Origin of the sequence: Acetobacter cerevisiae (assembly GCF_001580535.1) — a bacterium.
In the GTDB taxonomy this organism is placed as follows: Bacteria; Pseudomonadota; Alphaproteobacteria; order Acetobacterales; family Acetobacteraceae; genus Acetobacter; species Acetobacter cerevisiae.
In genome coordinates this window covers 16,329-36,756 of sequence record NZ_LHZA01000130.1, presented here as the reverse complement: position 1 = coordinate 36,756, position 20,428 = coordinate 16,329, and the positions used below count along the sequence as shown (strand labels likewise).

The following is a 20,428-nucleotide window of genomic DNA, read 5'->3' as shown; positions in this document are numbered from 1 at the left end:
TTCACCAGAATGACGCCCCCATCCGAACTCATGCGACCCCCGTCAAAACGGGCCACAACACGCCGTCCACAGGAGGCTGGAAACTCATACGCGCCTGCGCTACACTCTGTCTGCATCGGGTTTTCTTGATGATTATGGAAATTTCTTTTCTACAAAACAGACTTTTTCATAATCTAACCCGATGTACAACCCTTCTGTGAGAAATCCGCGTCGACGTCGCCCATTTTGCCTTTGTGCATACAGAAACATTTGCAGACCCGGACAACGCGGTTGTGCCCTCATACATGCCCAAAATTACGCCCTATGGCTTTGAGGCCGAGTATCGCAGCGATGTAAGCAACTATCCGGTTGGGCATAAGGACCATAAGGGCAGCGGGTTCGAATGGCTCCGCCATTTCCGGGTGCATGTGCCCTTTACGGCAACGCTGGAAATTCATTTTCCTGAGGATAAACGGCTGGTGATCATGAACGCTGCCTCGCCTGTGTCTGCCCGAAAAACCCGGATGTTCGCCCCCATCTGCCGTAATTTTGATACGACACTCCCTGTGCAGGATGTTTACGATTTTAATCGTAAAGTGTTTGAAGAAGACCGCGCTCTGGTCGAAGCCCAGAAACCTGAAAACCTGCCACTGGATACGTCTCTGGAGGTCCACGTCATGGCGGACCGTAGCTCCATTGCCTACCGGCGCGCGTTACGCACCATTGGCCTGAGCCAGTTTTTTACATCCTGAAATCGTTCGAAAGGCCGGAGAGGCTCGCGGCGCACTCTCCGGCTCCCTATGCTGTTTCCGGCGTGAGCACGTATAGAAATCGCCCGGCGCTACGTCCTTACTGGCAAGTAATGTTAATGTTTTTTGAAATTCACACAGGATCCTTCATCGCGCGCATTCCAAAAAACCGCCCTCTCACTGTAAAAATTTCTAAATTTTTATAGAAAACGCTTTTTTTCTGTTCTTCATCAAAGACGAAATCTTATGCTATAAGCCCCGCTTCGAAGCCGATTTTGCAGGGATGCCCATGTTCAAAACTTTTTGCAGCATTTTGTGCCTGAGTACATCACTGCTGACACTCGCCTCTTCCGCATGGGCAGCCGAGCCTGACACTACGACCAAAACGCCAATCAAACATCTGGTCGTGATCTATCAGGAAAACGTCGCGTTCGATCATTATTTTGGCACTTATCCTGTAGCGGCCAACCCGGCCGGGGAACCTGCTTTCAAGGCCTCTCCGCAAACGCCGCATGCCAATACCCTGCTCAGTGCGCATTTGCTGGAAACAAACCCTAATACAAACCCCGAGAACGGAAAAAATGCATCGCTTCCGTTCAGGCTAGACCGCACGCAGGCCAGCACCGCAGACCAGAACCACCTCTATACTGCCGAACAGATGGCCTATCATGATGGCCATGCCGACCTGTTCCCCCGCTATACAGGCCGCGGCACGTCCGGCGGCACCGGAGCGTTCGCCACCCGCGGGCAGGTGATGGGCTATTTTGACGGCAATACCGTCACCGCCCTGTGGAATTACGCCCAGCGTTTTGCCATGAGCGATGCGGCGTATACGGACACCTACGGCCCCTCCACCCCCGGCGCGCTGGAGGCCGTCTCTGGCCAGACCAATGGCATGAAAATTATTGCCACTACCCAGAAACCCTCCACCAAAGAGGCCGTCTCTCCTTATATTGCGGATGCTCAGGTCGGCTGGACGATGATCAATGATATTGATCCGGCTGGCGATGTCTGCTCTGTCAAAGGCAATCAGGTGATGATGACCGGTAAGAATATCGGTGACCTGCTGACGGCCGGCAATGTGTCCTGGGGCGGCTTTATGGGCGGCTTCAATCTGCAAACCAAAAATAGTGACGGCACGACAGGCTGCCAGCGCGCGACATACTCCCCTGTCGTGCATGAAATGATTGCCGATTACATTTCACACCATAACTGGTTCCAGTATTACGCCAGCACGGCAAACCCGACGCACGCACGCCCCAGTTCACTCACAGCCATTGGCCATACTCTGAGTGCCGACGGCAAAACGCGTGACCCGGCCAACCACGAATATGATCTGGAAGACTTCAAAGCTGTTGTCGCAGCCCATCGTCTTCCGGCCGTCTCCTTCATCAAACTCCCAGCGTTTCAGGATGGCCATGCTGGCTATTCCGACCCGCTGGATGAACAGCAGGGCATCGTCCCACTGGTGAACATGCTGCAACAGCAGCCGGAATGGCGCGATACCGCCATCCTTATTGCGTATGATGATTCAGACGGCTGGTATGACCATGCCTTCATCAAACCTCAGCACGGATCTTTTGATGCGGAAGTTGACCAGTTGAATGGTCCGGGCCGCTGCGGAACCGGCACGCCTTTCCCGGGCGTCGAGGACAAACCCGTCAATGGACGGTGCGGACCGGGCACACGCATCCCGTTTATCCTCATCTCACCGTGGGCACGCAGCAATGCCGTCAGTCATGTCCAGATCACCCAAAGCTCCATTCCCCGCTTTATCGAGGATAACTGGCTAAACGGCCAGCGCCTTGGCGGCGGCTCGTTTGATGCCGTGGCCCACGACCTCAACGATCTGTTCGACTTCACCGCGCCTCCGCGCCTCACCCCGCTCCTGCTTGATCCGGAAACGGGAACGCCTCTTTCTCAGCCAGCGTCCAAGTAAAATTTGATCGCTGATCAGGCTGGATGCACTACAGCATCCAGCCTGAATGCTTTCATACGTCTTCGGATTTATGCGGTGCAATCTGATGCGCCAGATCAGCAAGTGCAGCAATCTGGCGCGTCAGATAAGCCCGGGTTGACTGGTCCGTCAGTTCCAGCCGGTCCGTATCAAACTTGCTCATTGCCTGCCCGATCATCACTTCAGGCCTGTTCAGAACAAACGCATCCAGAAAAACAAGGCTCTGCCGCAGGTGATATTGCGCCCGCGCGCCACCGATAGCTCCGGGAGAAACCGTCTGCAAAGCCACCGCTTTTCTGGCCAAAGGCTGCGGTGTCACGCGGGACAGCCAGTCCAGCGCGTTTTTTAAAACACCGGGGATGGAATAGTTATATTCGGGCGTCACAATAATCAGTCCGTCTGCCGCACGGATCTGCTCTGCCATGGTCAGCACGGGCGCAGGAAACCCCTGCTCCTGCACATCCTGATCATAATGCGGAAACTCCGCTACGGACCCCAGAGGCGTAATGGTAATGCCTTCCGGAGCCAGTTCGGGCAATATCCGGGCCACAATACCGTTCAGTGACCCTTTACGCAGGCTCCCCAAAAGCGTGACAAAATGAAGTGGTGCAGTCTGCGTCATCAACTTTTCCCTTTTTTTCTCTTTTCTGATTTATCAGGCGTGAATGCCGCCAAATCGCCCGCCATTGAAATCCTCAATCGCCTGCCGGATCTCTTCCTGCGTATTCATGACGAAGGGTCCGTATCCTGCAATCGGCTCATTCAGCGGCTCTCCCGTCAACACCAGAAAGCTGGACGCTCTGGAGGCTTGCAGCGTCACAGTAGCCCCCTCATGCCCTAACAAAGCGAACTGCGCGGCACCGAGTTCCTGCGTCCCGTTCAGAATCAGATGCCCCTCCAGAGAAACAATGGCCGCGTTGTGCCCTTTGGGCAGATCCAGCGTAACCTGCGCCCCTTCATGCAGCACACCATCCCACACGTTCAGTGGAGAAAAGATGCGGGCTGGCCCATGGGTTCCCTCATAGTCCCCGGCAATAATCCGCAGATGGCCAGCCTTGTTGGCCAAAGGCACCGTCGGGATATTCCCCGCAAGGATGGTCTGGTACGCCGCAGGCACACCTTTGTCCTTTGCTGGCAGGTTCACCCACAACTGCACCATGCGGAAACTGCCGCCGGTTTTGGCGTAGGCCGGAGAATGGAATTCCTCATGCTGGACGCCATTGCCTGCCGTCATCCACTGCACATCACCCGGCCCGATAATGCCACCGCCGCCTGATGAATCCCGGTGTTCAACCTCACCATCGTAAACAATGGTTACGGTCTCAAACCCCTTGTGCGGATGCTCCCCTACGCCCCGCCGTGCGTCGGTGGGTTTGAATTCATGCGGCCCGGCATAATCGAGCAGCAGAAACGGGCTGAGATGTGTGCCGAACTGACTGTAGGAAAACAGCGAGCGGACGGGAAAACCATCGCCCACCCAGTGGCCCCGATCATTCCCATACGTGCCAAGAATTTTCTTTTGCATTGTCATCATCCTGTCTGATTGCCCGAGGCCTCCACCTCTTTGCTTGATAAGGAATATGCGTTGCTCTTATTGTCGCAGGAAGAGCGCTCAATCGAACAATGCGTTCCACAGGCAGGACGATGAGAGACCTCAACGACTTTGAATATTTTGCGCAGGTCGTCAAACATGGCGGCTTTTCCGCGGCGGCACGGGCGACCGGCCACCAGAAATCGCTGCTCAGCCGACGGGTCCGCCTGCTGGAAGACCGGCTGCATACGCGCCTCATCCAACGCTCGTCCCGCCATTTCAGCGTAACAGAAACCGGGCATCGGTTTTACGAACATTGCCTGACCATGCTGGCGGCAGCAGACACCGCCGAGCAATCCGTTGCCCAGCTTCAGGCTGAACCCTGCGGGCAAATTAGGCTGAGCTGCCCTGTGGCACTTCTGACTTTTTAGTTCGGCGCGTTGCTGGCCCGCTTCATGCTGCGCTACCCCGCTGTCACCCTTCAGCTTGAAAGCACCAACCGGCAGGTGGATGTCCTGAAGGAAGGGTTTGACCTCGCCATCCGCGTGCGCTTTCCACCGCTCGCCCCGTCCGACCTCGTCATGCGGACGCTCGACACCAGCACGCAATGCCTCATTGCCGCGCCCTCTCTGGTGCCTAAGCCTCTTGCCTCGCCTGCTGATCTGAACGGCCTGCCCAGTCTGGACTTCAAAACCCATCCCGGCACCCATTCGTGGCTGCTGGAAAATCAGCAGGGGCAGACCGCCACGGTTTTTCATGAACCCCGCCTTGCCACGGATGATATGGCCGTGCTGCGGGAAGCTGCCCTTATTGGCAGCGGCATTGTGCAACTCCCCACCATGATGATCTGGCAGGATATTGAGGCCGGACGCCTTGTGCAGGTTCTGCCCGGCTGGCAGCCTCGCGCAGGCATTATCCATGCAGTTTTTCCATCCCGACGCGGGCTTGTGCCCGCCGTGCGCGCCCTACTTGATTTTCTGGCGCAGGAATGTGCTACGCAACGCGGGTTTGCCGCAGAAGCGTTCAAGACGCCCCCTTCTCAACTGAGTTGTTCATGACTGCACAGGATGCCTCATCTCATCCCCTCATGCGCCAACCGGGAGCAGACAATACCCGCGTGATGAATGAGGAGCTGTTTTTTGATCTGGTCTACGTGTTTCTTGTCACCCAGATCAGTCATGGCCTGCTGCATCATCTAACGCCTCTGGGCGGCCTGCAAACCCTTATCCTGTGGTTCGCCGCATGGCTGGGCTGGCAATATACCGGCTGGGTGACTAACTGGTTTGACCCGCGCGTGCCCGCCCTGCGTGGCGTGCTGTTTCTCACCATGGCACTGGCCCTTGTGTGCGGCGCAGCTGCTCCGGAAGCGTTTGGGGAACGTGGGCTGGCCTTCGCGCTGTGTTACAGCCTCATGCAGGTCGGCCGCTCCGCGTTTATTGTGTTCAGCCTCCCTGCCTCGCACCCTCTTGCCCCCAATTACCGCCGTATTCTGGGCTGGGGTATCATTGCCGCCTGCTTCTGGATTGCAGGCGGGCTGGCCTCACCGGAAGCCCGTGTGCCGTTATGGGCCGCCGGGGTCGCCTGCGAATATTTTTCTCCCATGTTCGGGTTCTGGCTGCCGGGACTGGGCCGCTCTCACACGTCGGACTGGACCATTTCAGGCAGCCATATTGTGGAACGCTGCCAGCTGTTTGTGATTGTCGCCCTTGGGGAAACCATCATGGCCTCTGGTCTTTCCCTTGCGGAAAGCGAGCACTGGTCATGGATTGAGTTTGGCGGGTTTGGTGCAAGCTTTCTCTGCACCCTCGCCATGTGGTGGCTGTATTTTGAAACCTCCAGCGAGGAAGCCGAACACGCCATCAGCAGTTCCTCCGATCCGGGCCGGATGGGAGCGTACTTCCATTATCTGCATGTCATTCTGATTGGCGGGATTATCGTCACCGCCGTCGCCATGGATATGCTTCTGGAAAATCCGGTTGAGGAGGCCAAAGGGGCCCCCGCTCTGGTCATGACACTCGGCCCGGCCCTCTACCTCTTGGCCAGCACGGCCTACCGCTGGGTTGCCACACGTCGGCTGGCCTCCAGCCAGATGGTCGGCGTAGGTTTGTTGCTTCTGGCCGGGTTTGCCGGGCCGTCGCTTCCCTTATGGATGCTGGCATTCTGTGAAACGACACTTTTCCTGATCATCAGCGTTATCGGGTCCGGCAAAGTCGCACGGAGCAAGGCCTGTTTCGGCAAAGCCCCCTAACAGCCTGCGCCCTGACCTGCGGCGTACCCTGCGCCGCTCCGGTCAGGTCGAAGCCACATCCGTCAGCAAAACAACAGCCTGCTCCTGCGCCATCACCGTCAAATCTCTGACATCGCTCACAGCCGCAGCATCCCCCGCCTGCAACACAGCATCCGCAACATTGACCATCCCCGACACTACCAGCAGATACAGGTCACGGTTTACACTGGTGCTGTAAGCCGCCCCCTCTCCCGCTGGTATAACGGCATGTAGCAGGCGCGCGCCCGCACTCAGGGCCACTGGCGCGCCATCTGTAACGACCTCACTTTCCTCGGGATCATCTTCAGGGAAACCGGACGCCAGAATTCTAAAGCCACCATCTTCCCCTTGCGGAAAACTGAGGCGGCTTTCCTGCCGTGGCATCCCTTCATCCGTATCCGGCAAAAACCAGAACTGGAGAAAAGACGCCCCCTCCGGCCCGGCTTGCCATGCCAGCTTCTGGCAACCTGAACCCGTGCTGATCAGATGCAATCCGTCGGCCTGAATCTCCTCCGGTGCAAACGCGTCAATCTGTGCCGTCAGGCTCCCTGCCCGCACCCATGTCACCACGTCAACCGCAGCTTCAGGCCCCAGATGATAGACCTCAGAGGGACGCAGCGTGCCCTGATTGAGAACCCGCAATCGCCCATCATGCTGATGGGCAGGGTCCTGATAATCCGCAAAAGCAAAATGGCACTCGAGCGTCAGCGTATCCGACTGCGCGGAACTAAGGGTCGCGCCTCGTCTCACTGTTATCATGGATTATCCCTCAGGCCGGTATTCTGGCAGGCGTCTTGTCAGGATAGATATCCTGCCACCCTCCGCCCACAGCGCGATAGAGATGCGTGACAGACCCGGCCACCTGCGCCGTGGCTGTAGCCAAAGCGCTCTGTGAGGAGAGCAGCGCATTCTGCAAAGTCAGCACATTCAGGAAGTCAGACGCCCCCTGCACATACTGAGCTTTGGCCGTTTCCACAGCAATCTCGTTCTCATGCACGGCTTCCGCCAGTTCGTCGCGCCGTCTCTGGGCCGCGGTAAAGTCCGCCATGGCGTCATCAATTTCCTGCCAGGCTTTCAGCACCGTGCGCTGGAACAGGGTGGCGGCTTCCTTCTGCTGCGCCTTGCGCAGATGCAGCTGGCCGGTCAGGCGTCCCCCTTCAAAAAGCGGCAGCGTCGCCGTCGGACCAAAGCCATACTGACGCGAAGCCCATGAGCCTAACCCGCTGAACTGGAGCGCCTGAATATCCAGACTACCCGAGAGCGTCACACGCGGGAAAAAGTCCGCAATCGCCACACCAATGGCTGCCGTCGCCGCATGTAGATGATCCGCCGCCATGCGGATATCGGGCCGACGCTCCGCCAGTTCCGACGGCAGGCCGACCGGCACCACAGCAGGCACAGACGGAATGCCGGAAGGCTTGCCCAGCTCGGCATCCAGCGCGCCCGGCTCCCGCGCCACAAGGAAACTCAACGCATTCAGCATATGCGTTTCCTGCGCTTTAAGGGGAGCCAGACGCGAGGTGAAAGTGTGAAGCTGGCCCGTCGCCTCCGCGACATCCAGCCGCGTGGCCGCCCCCTGCTGGAACCGCAGGCTCGTCAGCCGAACACTGTTGTTGGCGACCTCGATATTATGCTCAAGAATGCCAACCTGCGTTTGCGTAGCCCGCAGGTCGATATAATCCTGTGCTGTCTCGGCCATCAGGGAAACCAGCGTATCGCGGCGCATTTCCTCGGTTTCCTGCGTCGCAGCTGTCGCTGCTTCTACCTGGCGCCGGACATGCCCCCAGAAATCCACTTCCCACGAGGCATTCATCCCGTATTGCGGCAGATTGAAGGAAGGATTGCCCACGCTCCCCGGCAGCGCCGTCGGACCAAAGCCCTGTGAGCCTGAGGCAATAGAGCCCGCCTGCTCCCGCTCCATGGTGCCAAGCAGCCCCAGCACACCATTCGTGCTGGCCCGCTCCCGCCCATAGGAGGCATTGGCTTCCACATGCGGCATCTGCGCGGCACTGGCTATGCGCCGCTCTGCCTGACTTTGCATCAGGCGCAGACTGGCGGCTTTCAGGTCCAGATTGGAGGACGCGACCTCATGTTCCAGCTTCGTCAAAGCGGGATCATTAAACAGTTTCCACCACTGCGGATCGGTGGACGCGGTGGTGACGCGGCTTTCCGCTGGGGGCTGCGTATCCCGCCATGCAGCCGGCGCCTTGACCTGCGGCTTGTGATAGGTCGGCCCGACTGTGCAGCCCGCAAGAACCACCATGGAAAACCCGGCAAGAAGAAAGCGCTTCATGGCGTTACTGCCAGACATAGCGAGCGTCATTGGCATGCGGCCCTTCCGGCTTTGAAGACGTATCGATATTGGCTTCCACCGACATCCCAACCCGCACCCTGGCCGCCAGCGGCTGGTCCGTATCAAAGGTCAGCTTGACCGGAATACGCTGGACCACCTTGGTAAAGTTGCCCGTCGCATTGTCCGGCTGGATGGGGGCAAACGCCACGCCCGTTGCCGGTGCCAGTGAGTCCACATGCGCCTTGAGCGGATGGCCGGGGAACGTATCCACCCAGATGGTCGCCCGCTGCCCGGCCTGCACTTTGGTCAACTGGGTTTCCTGAAAATTGGCCAGCACATAGGCCGCATGGGTCGGCACAACCGCCAGAATACCCGTGCCCGGATGCACATAATTCCCCACGCGCACGCCACGTTCACCCACCACGCCATCCATGGGGGCCGGAATGGTGCAGTAAGACAGGTTAAGGTCTGCCTGCTTTTCATCCCCCTGTGCGCGCACCAGCACACCACGAGCCCGCTCAAGCTGACCTTTCAGCACAGCCACCTGACGGATGGCAGCGTCCACTCCGGCCTGATCGCGCGCAATGGCAGCTTCGGCTTCCTTCTCATGCGCTTCGGAGGACTGCTTCTGCTCAATGGTCCCCGCCCCGCCGGAAGAGAGATTGCGGTATCGCACCGCATTCTGCCGGGCAAACATCAGGTTGGCCTGATCCGCCTGCACGGCCGCCCGCGCTTCTGCAATGACTGCATCCTGCCGCGCCAGTTCGGCCTCAAGGTTGGTCACGTCCCCCTGAGCGGCCAGCCTGTTCCCCTTCGCCACATCCAGTGCGGCGCGGTAATCATCGTCCTCAATATGGGCCAGTTCCTCGCCCGCATGCACCTGCTCGTTGTCCTGCGCAATAACGCGGTCAATACGCCCGGAGACCTTGGGCGCAACCGTCGGGAAATCCGCCGTTACATAGGCATCATTGGTGTACTGGTTCACACCATCCCCATTGACCCAACGCGCGCCGCCCCACGCAATAAGGGCAAGAACACCGGCGGCACAGCCTGCGTAAAGCAGAGGTTTTTTGTAAATCATGGTCAGAGTTCCGGATTAACGAGCGGGAGTGTTGGGAGACGGCGCACGGGGCGGATAGACACGATGCGGCAGCACCAGGTTCATCACCGCATAGCCAAGGCAGACGACAATCAGCAGGGCGTAGATATCGTTGAGTGCGAGCACGAGAGACTGCTCATGCACGTAGGTGTGAAAGACCTGCAGGGAGTTCCGGGCCACATGCCCGCTATCGGGCGACGTGCCGGAAAGCTGCTGCGTGATGGGATTCCCCATACCCTGCAAAGCCAGAGCATGCGTGCCGTGATGGTCCAGCAACATGGTGGAATGATACTGCTCACGCCGGCGGCTGAGTGCGGCAAACAGCGCATAAGCCACTGCATTGGCCAGCCCCTTGAGCATGTTCACCATGCCGGAGATGAACGGCCCATCCGCAGGCCCCATGGCCATGGTCGCCAGCATCAGGGTCGGGATGACCGTCATCGGCTGGCCGAATACCTGCAGGATCTGGAGCGGATAGAAATTGTTCCGCACCCAGTCCACCGTCAGCCACGTGCCCAGCCACGCCGAAGCCGCAAGGCACAGCATGCCCCCGGCCAGCACAAAGCGGCAGTCCACCTTGCGGCGGTTACAGATGGCCGCAATCAGCGGCAGCATAATCAGCTGCGGCAACGCCACCACCAATGAGACGGGAGCCGCCTGAATAGGCCTATAGCCGCGCACAGATTCCAGATACAGGGCGGGAATTTCCCCCATAATGGAGCAGATCGCCAGAATACCGACCAGTGAGAGCAACGACGCCTGAATATTGCGGGACCGCCAGTACTGAATGCGGAAATAGGGGCTGGGATGATAGGCCTCGTTAATGACGAACACGATAAAGGCCGCCATGCCCCAGAATGTCAGATTGGTGATGAGGGGCGAGCGGAACCAGTCGAGCCTGTCCCCCTGATACAGCACCGTCACCAGTGAGCAGATGGCCGGCACGCCTACAATCAGCCCGAACCAGTTGAACTTCTCAAACCGTTCAAAATGCATGGGGTCACGCGGCAGGCCATACGCCATCATGCCCACGGCGATCACGGCAAGCGGGATAATCTCCCAATACAGCCAGTGCCAGCCGACATGCTCAAACCAGAAGGCTTCCAGCGGCAGGCCAAGATTAGGCCCGAAGGTCGCGCTCATGGCATAGCCACCAATACCGAAGACGCGGATCTGCGGCGGCAGATATTTGAGCATCACGGTCATCAGCACCGGCGGCAGACAGCCCCCCGCCAGCCCCTGAAAGGCCCGCAAAATACAAAGCGATGTCACATCCGGCATGAACGGCGCGGGGATGGAGAGGATCGCCATCACCGTCGTCATAAAAATGGAAAAACGGTAGATTGAGAACGTCATATAGAACCACGGCGTGAAGGCCATGGCCGCAATATTGAACGCCTCATAAATGGAGATGACCCACGTCCCCTCATCGTGGCCGATATGCATCGCACCGCGAATGTCGGACAGGCCGATTTCAGTCACATGTTCATTAAAACCTGCAATATGCACCGCCAGCAGCATGCCAAGGCAGCCAATGACAGTCCGCAGACCAAAAGGCGGAATATAGGACGGCCGTGGTGGAGAGGCGTGAACGACAGGCTCACCGACCGCCTGTGGAGGGGCGACGTTGTTCATGGCCGCACATGATCCTGAGAGCCCGCCTGCCGACAACCCTCATTTGTGGAAAGCGACGACTTCGATTTTCGGAAGAATAATTTCTGGTCAATCCGCCACACAAAATCTATTTCTGGAGGGATGAAACGCTACGATCTCGATCTGCTTCGTTACCTCAAGGTGTTGACTGAAGAAGAGAGTGTATCCCGTGCGGCCCGCCGCATGAAGGTCAGTGAACCTGCCATGAGCCGCCAGCTCGCCAAACTCCGCACCACCTTTGCAGACCCCATTTTAGTGCAGGCCGGTCGGCGTATGATCCCTTCGGCCTTTGCCACCGGGGTTCTCAGTCAGGTGCAGGATCTGGTCCACAGTGCGGACAGCCTGCTGGAAACGCGTGCCCTCGCCAATCTGGCCAACATGGCCCCCACCTTCACCATCCGCGCGAATGATCTGGTGGTGGCCGCCCTCGCCCTGCCGCTTCTGAAAGCCCTCAAGCAGGAGTGCCCGCGCTGTGAAGTGATATGGGCCCCGGAGCTGGATGCCGCGGTCTCTGACCCGTTACGGGATGGCGGCATTGACCTGTATCTTGGCGCGACCGACCTGATGAAGCCCGAAATCCGACGCCAGACAGTCCTGCGAGACCACATGCAAGGACTGGTGCGGAAGGATCACCCTATTCTTGCCGCTCCCATCACGCCTCAAAGCATGGTGCTGTATGATTACATCAGCGTCTCCCGCAGAGGCCGGGCACGCGGCCCCATCGACTGGATGTTACAAAACCAGCACGGCCTGACACGCCGGATCGCCATGGTGGTTCCCACCTATCATTGCATGGTGGAAAGCATGAAGGAGACGGACCTCATCCTTCCCCTCCCCGGCCTTGTCATCAACCATATCTCGTTGAAGGCTCTGGGACTGGCCTCTTTTGAATTCCCGCTCTCCCTGCCGAGCGTAGAAGCCTTTCAGGCCTGGCACCCCCGGCGGGATACGGACCCCGTCCACCGCTGGCTGCGGGAAACACTGTTCCGGGTCTCCCGCAAAGTGTTTGAAAAATGCACCCCCTAAAGCGGACCTTGCTGGCTGGCTCGCGCGGAAGCACGACCCGTCATTTATTAGCGGCAAACATGGATGAGGCCATGTTCAGCACCTTCCGCCTGTAAGCCGCACTCAGCGTTGGCGTGTGGGAATGATAATAGCCGATAGCCCGCATCACATCACCATGCGCCTCATCAATATAAGTCCGCATGATGAGCGCTGAGGCCGCCACATTAAAACAGGGATCTGAAATCAGGCGCGTGGCGGTCGCTGGCACCGAGAGATGACGGATATCAGCCAGAGGCTGCACCCAGCGCGTGTTGATCTGCATCAGCCCCAGATCCGCACTGCCATCCCCGTTCGGATGCACCATCCCTGTCACACCTCCTTCGACCTTCTGGATCACAGGCAGAACACGCGAGGGAATATGATAATGGCTGGCGCTGGCAATCATGCAGGCAAGAAGTGAAACGGGCATTGTCATCCTGAGTTCAGCGGGCTGTGGCTGCTCCCCTTTTTGACGTTTGTCTTAAAAGAGCACCGAAGCATCCCGCTTTTCTCCCTATGGACCCAGTCAGACTTTTTCAAGGCGTGGACTGGAATCCCAGCCCTCACCGTGCATCAGACGCGCCCCAGCCGATCCGCCAGCCGCCCCCATAAGATGCGCCCTGCCACACCTATTTTCCACCCAAAATGCCCGGCTATGGGTTTGACCGGGGTTGGCGGGAACAGCGGCGTGCCCTGACCCGTCACGTATTGTGCGATGTGCTGCCCCATGACCGTCGCCATCGCCACGCCACGCCCATTATAGCCCACACAGGCCAGCAAACCAGGCTCCGGCTCATGCCAGTGCGGATAATGGTCCAGCGTGACACCCAGCTGCCCGTTCCAGCCATGGGTCCAGCTGATATCGCGCAGTTCCGGCCAGCGCGTTAACGCCCGCTGAACCAGATACGGAAAAGCCGAAGCCCCGTGTAAATGATGAGAATAGGATCGGCCGCCCATCAACAACCGTCGCTGCGCATCCACCCGGTAGTACGTAGTAATCTGGCCCAGTTCATACAAAACTTCGTGCTGCGCCAAAATACGGGCGGCACGCTCCTCTGGCAACGGAGTGCTGGCGACAATACCGCTATAGACCGGCACGACAGAGCGCCGCAGAGCATCCCACGCTTTGTCTGTATAACCGTTTGTCGCAAAAAGCAGTCTATCAGCACGGACAGAACCCTGCCCCGTCTGCACCTGCCACGCATCACCCTGCCGCGCAAAAGACGTAACACGCGTTCCCCCATACAGGCTCGCCCCGGCTTTGACCGCAGCCTGTGCAAGCCCTCGCGTATAGGCCAGCGGATCAAGCTGTCCGCCCCGTGCATCCAGCATCCCACCGCAATACAGAGCATTGCCGGAGCGTGCCTGCATGTCCGCTGGCTCCAGCCATTGCACCGGCCAGCCGCGCTTCAGGCACTCGTCTGTCAGTTCCCGCAAAGGCGCAAGTTGGGCGGGCACTGTAGCGGCTCTCAGCGTTCCGCCACGCAAGGCCGAGCACGCAATGCCATGCCGCTCAATCAGATCAAAAACCAGATTGGGCGCGTTCCAGGCAGCCTCCACAAGAGCGGAGCCATGCACCGGCCCGAAATCCTGCTCCACTTGCGAGGGAAGAGGTTTGAGGCCGGGATTCACCTGCCCCCCGTTGCGCCCGGAAGCCCCCCAGCCGGGCTGTTCGGTCTCCAGAACAACCACCTTCACACCTTTTTCAGCAAGGTGCAGCGCTGCCGAAAGCCCGGTCAGACCAGCCCCTACAATGACAATATCGGCATGCGTGCTGCCACCCAGAGGCGGATAGACCAGACCACCCCCGCCATCTGCTGCGTAAAGGCTGGCTACCGTGTTCATGCGCCCTCGCCATATCCAATAATGGCTTTAATTTCCAGAAAGTCTGTCAACCCGAAGGAGCTGCATTCGCGCCCGTTTCCGGACTGACCATAACCACCAAATGGTGCGGCCACGGTCCATGCTGCCCCGTTGATATTCACGTTCCCGGCCCGCAGGCGGCGTGCCACGACTCTGGCGTGCTTCAGGTCACCAGACTGAACATAGGCTCCCAGACCATAAGGTGTATCATTGGCAATCTGAATGGCCTGCTCTTCATCATCATAGGCCAGAATAGACAGAACCGGCCCGAAGATTTCCTCACGTGAGATGGTCATATCCGGCACAACATTCCCGAACACGGTGGGCTTGACGTAATACCCGGTTTCCAGACCTTCCGGTTTGCCAAGGCCGCCCGTTACGAGGGTCGCGCCTTCTTCAATGCCTTTGGCAATCAGCTTCTGAATCCGGTCATACTGCACGGCACTCACAACCGGTCCAAGCTGGGTGGTTTCATCCGCCGGAGAACCCATTTTGAAGGATTCAGCAGCCGTTTTGGCAATCTGCATCGCCTGTTCCATCTGCGCACGCGGCACAAGCATACGGGTGGGCGCATCACAGGACTGGCCGGAATTGCTAAAGCAGCCTTTAACACCTCGCGTTACGGTATCTTCAAAATCTGCATCAGGCAGAATGATATTTGGTGATTTCCCGCCTAGTTCCTGATGCACACGCTTGACCGTTTCCGCCGCCAGTTTTGCAACAGCAATACCGGCACGGGTCGAACCGGTAATGGAAACCATATCCACATCCGGGTGGCTGGCAATGGCTTCTCCCACACCGGGGCCATCACCGTTGACCATATTATAAACACCCGGCGGCAGACCTGCCTCATCCAGAATTTCCGTAAAGACCAGAGCACTGAGCGGTGCGACCTCGCTGGGCTTCATCACCACTGTGCAGCCTGCGGCAAGCGCGGGCGCGACCTTGCACATAATCTGGTTCATCGGCCAGTTCCACGGTGTAATCAGCCCTGCAACCCCAACCGCCTCGCGGGTGATCAGAATATCACCCCGCATTTCGTCAAACACGTAGGTTTTAAGGGCTGAAATCATTTCTTCCAGATGCGCCATGCCAGCCCATGTCTGGCTGTCCCGCGCCCGGGCAATGGGGGAGCCCATTTCCTGAGAAATCGCCTGCGCCATATCTTCAGAGCGCTTTTTATAGACAACAAGAATACGCTCCAGCACAGCCAGACGCTCTTCCCGCGTGGTGACGGACCATGCCGGAAAGGCCTTGCGGGCAGCGGCCACCGCCCGGTTTACATCCTCAGCTTCCCCAAGTGCGATCGTGCTGCACACCTCTTCCGTTGCAGGATTGATAACATCCAGCGTGCGGCTACCCACCGGGTTAACCCACTGGCCATTATAATAAAATTGCAAAGCATGAGACATGGCGGGCTCGTTCCTTAAAGGAGGATATTTTGATCGACCATCAGGCCATTTGTTGCAATAGTCAGGCAAACAACCGGGAACTGATGGATATGAAGGCTCTGATACTGGCACAGGGCACACTGTGGATCATCATGGTGCTGACTGCCGCTGTCGCCCTGCTGCTGCTCAAACAGGTTAAAGCACTGTACCGCAAAATTGCGCCCCTTGGCGCTCTCGCTCCGGTCAACCCCACGGCCTCCCGGCTGGATGCCCATCCCCAGACAACCCTGGACGGGCAGGACGTCATCATCGGTGGGCTGCGTCCCAATGGCAGAAAATTGCTGCTGCTGTTTGTTTCCGGAACCTGTCCGATTTCGCAAAAAACGGTGTCCATTACGCATGATTTTTGCGTTCGTGAAAAACTTGACCTGCTGTTTGTGGGGGATGATACCCCGCAGGCGCAGGAAGAAGCGGTCTCCACCCTTGGCATTGCCCCGCGTGACATGGTCAATTCCGCTACAATCGGCCGTCTGCTGGGCGTAGACCGGGTTCCCTTTGCGGTGCTTCTGGCCCCGGATGGCACGGTGGAAGCGCGCGGGCTGGTCAACAACCGGGAACATCTGGAAAGCCTGCTGAGCGTTATGGAAACGGGCCACAGCTCCATTCAGTCTTTTCTGGAAGCCAACCCGCATGCACTTTCGCCCTCTTAACGGGGGCACTGCGCCGCAGCGCGGGCCAGCACCTCGGCCCGTAAGGCCAGAAGATCCGTTGAGGCAATCGGCTGTGCCCTCAAGGTATGAATTTCCGCAGCCGTAAAAGGTTTGGTGCCTGCCGGTGTACTGGCCCCGCCCATACGAAACAGCACAAAATTCATGACATCTGCCAGTTCCTGATCATCCCGAATCAAGGACATGGAAACACCCGGCACCCGCCCGATATAGGCCCGCCCCTCTGCTGAGCAGGCAAATGTGCCGACATGGTCTCGCAAAATCGGTACAAATGTGCGGGCTGAAACACCTTCAATCCCGTGGCAGCCACCACAATGAGTCAGATAGTTTGTGGTCGCATGGTCCAGCATCGCGGCCCCTGCTGTGGGCGCTGTGTCAGCCCACAACAGAAACGCAGACACCGCCCCTGCCAGACAAACCATGCGTCTGGCAGGCCGCAGCGTGCATTCCCCTACAACATTACGGAATAGGGTGAGCAGCATTCAGCGCATTCCGTTCAGCCTGAATTTCCGGACCTTTCTTGGGGGTTGCGCGGGCTGCCTTCACATCATCCGCCGTAATAGTCGGAGCCGGTGAGGTATCACCCAGAGACGCCACATAGGTCAGCACAGCCGCAATATCGTCATCAGAGAGCGCCTTGAGAGACGGCATAAACCCGGCATAAGCCGCGCCACCGGCCTGAATGGGGCCGTGCAGACCGTTCAGCACAACATCCATCAGATATTTCTTGCCTTCAGGCGTAGCTGCAATTTTATCAATCCGGTTTTTCAGAACAGGAAACTGGCCCGGCATCCCTGCCCCACCAGCCTGATGGCATACGGAACAGTTGGTGTTGTAAACCGTCAGCCCGTCAGAGGCTGCGTGGGCAGAACCCGCCAGAACCGGAACCGCGGCAAGAACACCAGCCAGAAGACGTAAACCGTGTTTAATCATGATGCATTCCCAACAATAACAGAAGTCGAACAATTATAGATCAGTGCGCCTGTACCAAAGCACCAGATGATATCATTATTGGCCTGAGGCCGGTAGCTCGGCTGGTCACCCTCCGTGCCAACGCACAGGGGCTGGCTGCACGCATCCTGTCCGCAACAGTCCCGATACGCAACAAGGTAGGACTGCCCGTCTCCGGGATTAAAGCAGGTGCCAATCCATGAGGTAGGTGAAGGGCTCGTCCCCGGTGGGCAGCTATGAACACCACCGCCGCAGGATGCGCACAGAAACCCGTCAATCGCGCAATAGCGCCAGTAATTACAGGCCGTAGGGTCCGTCGTCTGGGCATCAGCCGCAAAGGGTGTGGGGGCCTTGAATTTGGGTTTAGCGGCCTGTGCGGCAGACGCCCGCTCGACCGGCAACGTTGGGATCAACGCCCCGAACGTCACCCACGCCCCAACGCGCCCAAGCAGGCCCCGGCGGGAACTATGACCTGCAACGTGGCGGGTCAAACGCTCAATCGTGCGGTCCAGCAGGCTGTGTGCCGTGCCGTCTTTTTCAGCGCGCGTGCCAGACCGTGCGGACACATCAGACTGCGACATGAGAGGTCTCCTTCATTTGGGCCGGACGTGCCTGCGGCAACGTAGCAACCAAAGATTCAATTTCGCGGCGGCTGCTGGCAACGTCCCGCGCGGTGATGACACCACGGGGGTCAAGCACCACCAAAGTCGGCAGGCGGCCAATCTGCATCAGCAAAAGCAGTTCCATGCTGACCAGCAACGGCACACCACCCAGCGGCGTCCGCTGCGCCATGGCCGAAAGGGCGGCAACATCGCCCTCGCCTATCAGCGCCAGATCAAGCCCATGCTCCTGCGCCACAGCACGTGCCACAGGCAGAGCACGCTTACAGACGGGGCAGTCAGCCGAGACAAACATCAGCATCATGGCGCGGCCAGTCGCACTGGCACCCCCAATGGCAACCGGCGCATCAGCCAGCGTGCGGGCGGTGACCTGAGGCAGCGCTTGCCCGACCTGCAAGCCGGACAAAACCGGCTGCACACCAATGGGAGCCAGCCGCTCATGCAGCACACCAATCTGGCGGGCCAGCACAAACACACCCAGCGCCAGCCCCAACGTAAAGACGGTCAGCAACAATGTGGACACTGTAAGAATAATCAGCATCAGCTCAGCGCCTCCGCGCCAGTAAGAGACGCCGTTGCCACACACAGCAGCAGAAGGGCAACGCCCATGAGCAAGCCTTCAACACACAGCAGGCCAAACTCCGGCTGACCGCACAGTCCCACCAGAAAAACCAGCACCGCGAGCATCACATTGCGGAAAACGGAAGCCCATGACAGCCGCGCATCCACACCAGGGATGCACCCGCAGGACAGATGGGTGCGGCCTCGCGCCACGTTGATCCCCATCGCAGCCGCAAACACCAGCAACAGGACCGCCGAGAGCAGTCCAGCCGCCAGTGTGGCAGCGCCAGAAAACAGCCAGATCCCGAGCAGGGTTTCCGTCACAATAATGGCGTAGGCAGCCGGAAACGCCCCATCCAGCGGCAACAGGCGATAGGCTGCAATATCTGAGGCAAACCGGGCGCTGTCAGTAGCTTTGCCAATACCGGTGAACAGGAACAGCGCACCAAACGCCCCGCTGCCCAACGCCCCCAGCATCTGAAGTAAAAGGTTATGCACGCTCATTCACCCAGCGCGACAGTGAAGTACAGGTCATCACCCAGATGAGGCATCTTGTGCAGCTGCCTGCCGCTTTTCATGTCCCAGATAAACAGATCACCCGCATTGTCGTTGGTAAACAGGAGCGGTTTGTCATCCTGCGTGACGCCTACCATCGTAGCCGGCGCAGGTAACGGAATACGCCGCACCAGTTTATGCGTTGCAGTATCCAGTTCCCAGATTTCCGTGCCCGGCTTTTTGTGGGTCCAGAATGTGCCTTCATGCATCAGCACAAACAGGTGCCCGCTGGCGTAATGGAGAGCAGAGAGTTGCCAGCCGCCCGGACGCCATGTTTTAGCAAAAGGAGCCTCAGCAGCAGGGGCTTTTTTCATGCCAGCTGCTTCCTGAATAGACCAGGGCGCTTCCACCTTGCTGTCAGCAGACAAGGCGGTGGGATAAACAAGGCCGCTATAGGAAATAAACCACGTTTTGCCCTCAGACCGCCGGGTTGGGCTGTGCTCAAAAACAGCGTCCTTTTCCGGGTCAAAAAACGGCTTGGTGTGCGCAACCTTTGCTGTGCCATCCTTCAGGCTGACATTGGCAAGGCCACCATCCGCACAGATGGACGTAAACCCGTCATTCCCCCACGGATAGGCCAGGGCGCAACCCGGCAGATCGACTGTCTGGCTGACCTTATGCGTGGCCGTATCCACAACATGCACCGCATTGGTGGGCACCATGGAAAACACATACACACGTCCGCCATCCTGACTGATTGCAAGATCATTTTTCTTGGGCGTGACCAGCGCCCTGCCCGGCAGCACTTCATCATTCGTAATGGTCAGCGTCTGCGGGTCATACGCGGGCAGAAGGTCAAGACGATCTCCGCGATTACCGCGAGACCAGACCGTCTCCGCCACATAAAATGCCCGGCCTTTGGGGTCCTGTACAACATTGCCGTTATAGGCTGCCTGCACCATGCCGAGCAGCTTCCCCTTGTCCGCATCCACAACGTAAATACGGCCATCCTTGGCATGTGTGTCAGCAGTATCCTGCACCAGAATACGATGCGGCGTGACCGGAGAAAGCTTGATAATGTCGCTTTCTTCTTCCTGCACAACCGGCTCATCTGCCCACGCTTTAAGGGACGCTACGGAAGACACTCCCAGTGCCACAAGACCCAGCACGAGAGCCGCCCAGCCGGACCGGAGAGCTGTGGAATAGCGCATAAAATCAAACCCCTTGGCTGATAGAGCAGATGAATAC

21 protein-coding genes and 1 pseudogene are annotated in these 20,428 nt (G+C 58.4%); 7 read left to right on the top strand and 15 right to left on the bottom strand.

Translation table 11 applies throughout. The annotated features are described in order from the left end of the window. Nucleotides 1-209: 209 nt before the first annotated feature. Both AD928_RS05100 and AD928_RS05095 read left to right on the top strand, forming a co-directional pair. Nucleotides 210-731: pseudogene (locus AD928_RS05100) on the top strand ((2Fe-2S)-binding protein); the annotation flags it as partial. A gap of 286 nt (nt 732-1,017) precedes the next feature. Beyond that, on the top strand, nt 1,018-2,667 hold the full coding sequence (locus AD928_RS05095; RefSeq protein WP_062248768.1) for a phospholipase C: 1,650 nt from the start codon (nt 1,018-1,020) through the stop codon (nt 2,665-2,667). Between the two features lie 52 nt (nt 2,668-2,719). Here AD928_RS05095 and AD928_RS05090 read toward each other — a convergent pair whose 3' ends face one another. Both AD928_RS05090 and AD928_RS05085 read right to left on the bottom strand, forming a co-directional pair. After that, entirely contained in the window at nt 2,720-3,307 is a 588-nt protein-coding gene (locus AD928_RS05090) for an NADPH-dependent FMN reductase (protein ID WP_062248766.1), read from the bottom strand. A 33-nt stretch (nt 3,308-3,340) separates the two neighbouring features. After that, nucleotides 3,341-4,210, bottom strand: a complete 870-nt coding sequence (locus AD928_RS05085; protein ID WP_062248763.1) for a pirin family protein — start codon at nt 4,208-4,210, stop codon at nt 3,341-3,343. Between the two features lie 119 nt (nt 4,211-4,329). Here AD928_RS05085 and AD928_RS15075 point away from each other — a divergent pair, with 119 nt between their 5' ends. From AD928_RS15075 to AD928_RS05075, 3 genes are read left to right on the top strand one after another with little or no spacing between them, the layout of a single operon-like run. Further along, a complete protein-coding gene (locus AD928_RS15075; protein WP_209436662.1) occupies nt 4,330-4,647 on the top strand; it encodes a LysR family transcriptional regulator in 318 nt (105 codons plus the stop codon). A gap of 9 nt (nt 4,648-4,656) precedes the next feature. Further along, nucleotides 4,657-5,274 (top strand): LysR substrate-binding domain-containing protein, encoded by a 618-nt coding sequence (locus tag AD928_RS15070; protein WP_264821309.1) that lies wholly within the window; start codon nt 4,657-4,659, stop codon nt 5,272-5,274. Further along, nucleotides 5,271-6,464: a low temperature requirement protein A gene (locus AD928_RS05075; RefSeq protein ID WP_062248760.1), complete on the top strand. Its 1,194-nt coding sequence runs from the start codon at nt 5,271-5,273 to the stop codon at nt 6,462-6,464. The genes AD928_RS15070 and AD928_RS05075 overlap by 4 nt, the downstream gene beginning before the upstream one ends. A 42-nt stretch (nt 6,465-6,506) precedes the next feature. On the opposite strand, the gene AD928_RS05070 is transcribed toward AD928_RS05075, so the two are convergent. The 4 genes from AD928_RS05070 to AD928_RS05055 are packed head-to-tail and all read right to left on the bottom strand — an operon-like array spanning nt 6,507 to nt 11,509. Next, nucleotides 6,507-7,241, bottom strand: coding sequence for a pirin family protein (locus tag AD928_RS05070; RefSeq protein ID WP_062248758.1), 735 nt, complete (start codon nt 7,239-7,241; stop codon nt 6,507-6,509). Between the two features lie 10 nt (nt 7,242-7,251). Further along, nucleotides 7,252-8,775: an efflux transporter outer membrane subunit gene (locus tag AD928_RS05065; protein ID WP_062248781.1), complete on the bottom strand. Its 1,524-nt coding sequence runs from the start codon at nt 8,773-8,775 to the stop codon at nt 7,252-7,254. A gap of 4 nt (nt 8,776-8,779) precedes the next feature. Then, a complete protein-coding gene (locus AD928_RS05060) occupies nt 8,780-9,856 on the bottom strand; it encodes an HlyD family secretion protein (protein WP_062248756.1) in 1,077 nt (358 codons plus the stop codon). A 15-nt stretch (nt 9,857-9,871) separates the two neighbouring features. Further along, nucleotides 9,872-11,509, bottom strand: a complete 1,638-nt coding sequence (locus AD928_RS05055) for an MFS transporter (RefSeq protein WP_062248753.1) — start codon at nt 11,507-11,509, stop codon at nt 9,872-9,874. 120 nt (nt 11,510-11,629) lie between these two features. Here AD928_RS05055 and AD928_RS05050 point away from each other — a divergent pair, with 120 nt between their 5' ends. Beyond that, nucleotides 11,630-12,553, top strand: coding sequence for a LysR family transcriptional regulator (locus AD928_RS05050; RefSeq protein WP_062248751.1), 924 nt, complete (start codon nt 11,630-11,632; stop codon nt 12,551-12,553). 40 nt (nt 12,554-12,593) lie between these two features. Here the strand turns inward: AD928_RS05050 and AD928_RS05045 are convergent, their stop codons facing one another. From AD928_RS05045 to AD928_RS05035, 3 genes are all read right to left on the bottom strand, one after another. Then, complete coding sequence (locus AD928_RS05045) at nt 12,594-13,001, bottom strand: lytic transglycosylase domain-containing protein (RefSeq protein WP_062248749.1); 408 nt, start codon at nt 12,999-13,001, stop codon at nt 12,594-12,596. A gap of 143 nt (nt 13,002-13,144) precedes the next feature. Beyond that, nucleotides 13,145-14,416, bottom strand: coding sequence for an NAD(P)/FAD-dependent oxidoreductase (locus AD928_RS05040; protein ID WP_062248746.1), 1,272 nt, complete (start codon nt 14,414-14,416; stop codon nt 13,145-13,147). Then, a complete protein-coding gene (locus AD928_RS05035) occupies nt 14,413-15,846 on the bottom strand; it encodes an aldehyde dehydrogenase family protein (protein ID WP_082779752.1) in 1,434 nt (477 codons plus the stop codon). Before AD928_RS05035 ends, AD928_RS05040 begins: the two co-directional genes overlap by 4 nt. Nucleotides 15,847-15,875: 29 nt before the next feature. Here AD928_RS05035 and AD928_RS05030 point away from each other — a divergent pair, with 29 nt between their 5' ends. Continuing rightward, the gene (locus tag AD928_RS05030) at nt 15,876-16,535 is read left to right on the top strand and encodes a thioredoxin domain-containing protein (RefSeq protein ID WP_233419957.1); all 660 of its coding nucleotides are present in this window, start codon (nt 15,876-15,878) and stop codon (nt 16,533-16,535) included. Here AD928_RS05030 and AD928_RS15185 read toward each other — a convergent pair. Genes AD928_RS15185 through AD928_RS05000 form a run of 6 tightly spaced genes read right to left on the bottom strand, consistent with a single transcriptional unit; the run spans nt 16,532 to nt 20,391 of the window. Beyond that, the gene (locus tag AD928_RS15185; RefSeq protein ID WP_062248745.1) at nt 16,532-17,035 is read right to left on the bottom strand and encodes a c-type cytochrome; all 504 of its coding nucleotides are present in this window, start codon (nt 17,033-17,035) and stop codon (nt 16,532-16,534) included. The genes AD928_RS05030 and AD928_RS15185 overlap by 4 nt on opposite strands. Then, complete coding sequence (locus AD928_RS05020; protein WP_062248744.1) at nt 17,013-17,486, bottom strand: c-type cytochrome; 474 nt, start codon at nt 17,484-17,486, stop codon at nt 17,013-17,015. The genes AD928_RS15185 and AD928_RS05020 overlap by 23 nt, the downstream gene beginning before the upstream one ends. Then, nucleotides 17,483-18,085 carry a methylamine dehydrogenase (amicyanin) small subunit gene (mauA, locus tag AD928_RS05015; RefSeq protein ID WP_082779751.1) on the bottom strand — a complete coding sequence of 201 codons (603 nt, stop codon included), beginning with the start codon at nt 18,083-18,085 and terminating at the stop codon, nt 17,483-17,485. The genes AD928_RS05020 and mauA overlap by 4 nt, the downstream gene beginning before the upstream one ends. Then, nucleotides 18,072-18,665, bottom strand: coding sequence for a thioredoxin domain-containing protein (locus AD928_RS05010; RefSeq protein ID WP_062248743.1), 594 nt, complete (start codon nt 18,663-18,665; stop codon nt 18,072-18,074). The genes mauA and AD928_RS05010 overlap by 14 nt, the downstream gene beginning before the upstream one ends. Next, nucleotides 18,665-19,183 carry a MauE/DoxX family redox-associated membrane protein gene (locus AD928_RS05005; protein WP_082779753.1) on the bottom strand — a complete coding sequence of 173 codons (519 nt, stop codon included), beginning with the start codon at nt 19,181-19,183 and terminating at the stop codon, nt 18,665-18,667. The genes AD928_RS05010 and AD928_RS05005 overlap by 1 nt, the downstream gene beginning before the upstream one ends. A gap of 2 nt (nt 19,184-19,185) precedes the next feature. After that, the gene (locus tag AD928_RS05000; protein WP_062248774.1) at nt 19,186-20,391 is read right to left on the bottom strand and encodes an amine dehydrogenase large subunit; all 1,206 of its coding nucleotides are present in this window, start codon (nt 20,389-20,391) and stop codon (nt 19,186-19,188) included. Between the last annotated feature and the right edge of the window lie 37 nt (nt 20,392-20,428).

Excerpts from the sequence above, each read along its gene's own strand:
- AD928_RS05095 (WP_062248768.1), top strand. The coding sequence starts at position 1,018 with ATGTTCAAAACTTTTTGCAGCATTTTGTGCCTGAGTACATCACTGCTG.
- AD928_RS05090 (WP_062248766.1), bottom strand. The coding sequence starts at position 3,307 with ATGACGCAGACTGCACCACTTCATTTTGTCACGCTTTTGGGGAGCCTG.
- AD928_RS05085 (WP_062248763.1), bottom strand. The coding sequence starts at position 4,210 with ATGCAAAAGAAAATTCTTGGCACGTATGGGAATGATCGGGGCCACTGG.
- AD928_RS15075 (WP_209436662.1), top strand. The coding sequence starts at position 4,330 with ATGAGAGACCTCAACGACTTTGAATATTTTGCGCAGGTCGTCAAACAT.
- AD928_RS05075 (WP_062248760.1), top strand. The coding sequence starts at position 5,271 with ATGACTGCACAGGATGCCTCATCTCATCCCCTCATGCGCCAACCGGGA.
- AD928_RS05070 (WP_062248758.1), bottom strand. The coding sequence starts at position 7,241 with ATGATAACAGTGAGACGAGGCGCGACCCTTAGTTCCGCGCAGTCGGAT.
- AD928_RS05065 (WP_062248781.1), bottom strand. The coding sequence starts at position 8,775 with ATGAAGCGCTTTCTTCTTGCCGGGTTTTCCATGGTGGTTCTTGCGGGC.
- AD928_RS05060 (WP_062248756.1), bottom strand. The coding sequence starts at position 9,856 with ATGATTTACAAAAAACCTCTGCTTTACGCAGGCTGTGCCGCCGGTGTT.
- AD928_RS05055 (WP_062248753.1), bottom strand. The coding sequence starts at position 11,509 with ATGAACAACGTCGCCCCTCCACAGGCGGTCGGTGAGCCTGTCGTTCAC.
- AD928_RS05050 (WP_062248751.1), top strand. The coding sequence starts at position 11,630 with ATGAAACGCTACGATCTCGATCTGCTTCGTTACCTCAAGGTGTTGACT.
- AD928_RS05045 (WP_062248749.1), bottom strand. The coding sequence starts at position 13,001 with ATGCCCGTTTCACTTCTTGCCTGCATGATTGCCAGCGCCAGCCATTAT.
- AD928_RS05040 (WP_062248746.1), bottom strand. The coding sequence starts at position 14,416 with ATGAACACGGTAGCCAGCCTTTACGCAGCAGATGGCGGGGGTGGTCTG.
- AD928_RS05035 (WP_082779752.1), bottom strand. The coding sequence starts at position 15,846 with ATGTCTCATGCTTTGCAATTTTATTATAATGGCCAGTGGGTTAACCCG.
- AD928_RS15185 (WP_062248745.1), bottom strand. The coding sequence starts at position 17,035 with ATGCTGCTCACCCTATTCCGTAATGTTGTAGGGGAATGCACGCTGCGG.
- AD928_RS05020 (WP_062248744.1), bottom strand. The coding sequence starts at position 17,486 with ATGATTAAACACGGTTTACGTCTTCTGGCTGGTGTTCTTGCCGCGGTT.
- mauA (WP_082779751.1), bottom strand. The coding sequence starts at position 18,085 with ATGTCGCAGTCTGATGTGTCCGCACGGTCTGGCACGCGCGCTGAAAAA.
- AD928_RS05010 (WP_062248743.1), bottom strand. The coding sequence starts at position 18,665 with ATGCTGATTATTCTTACAGTGTCCACATTGTTGCTGACCGTCTTTACG.
- AD928_RS05000 (WP_062248774.1), bottom strand. The coding sequence starts at position 20,391 with ATGCGCTATTCCACAGCTCTCCGGTCCGGCTGGGCGGCTCTCGTGCTG.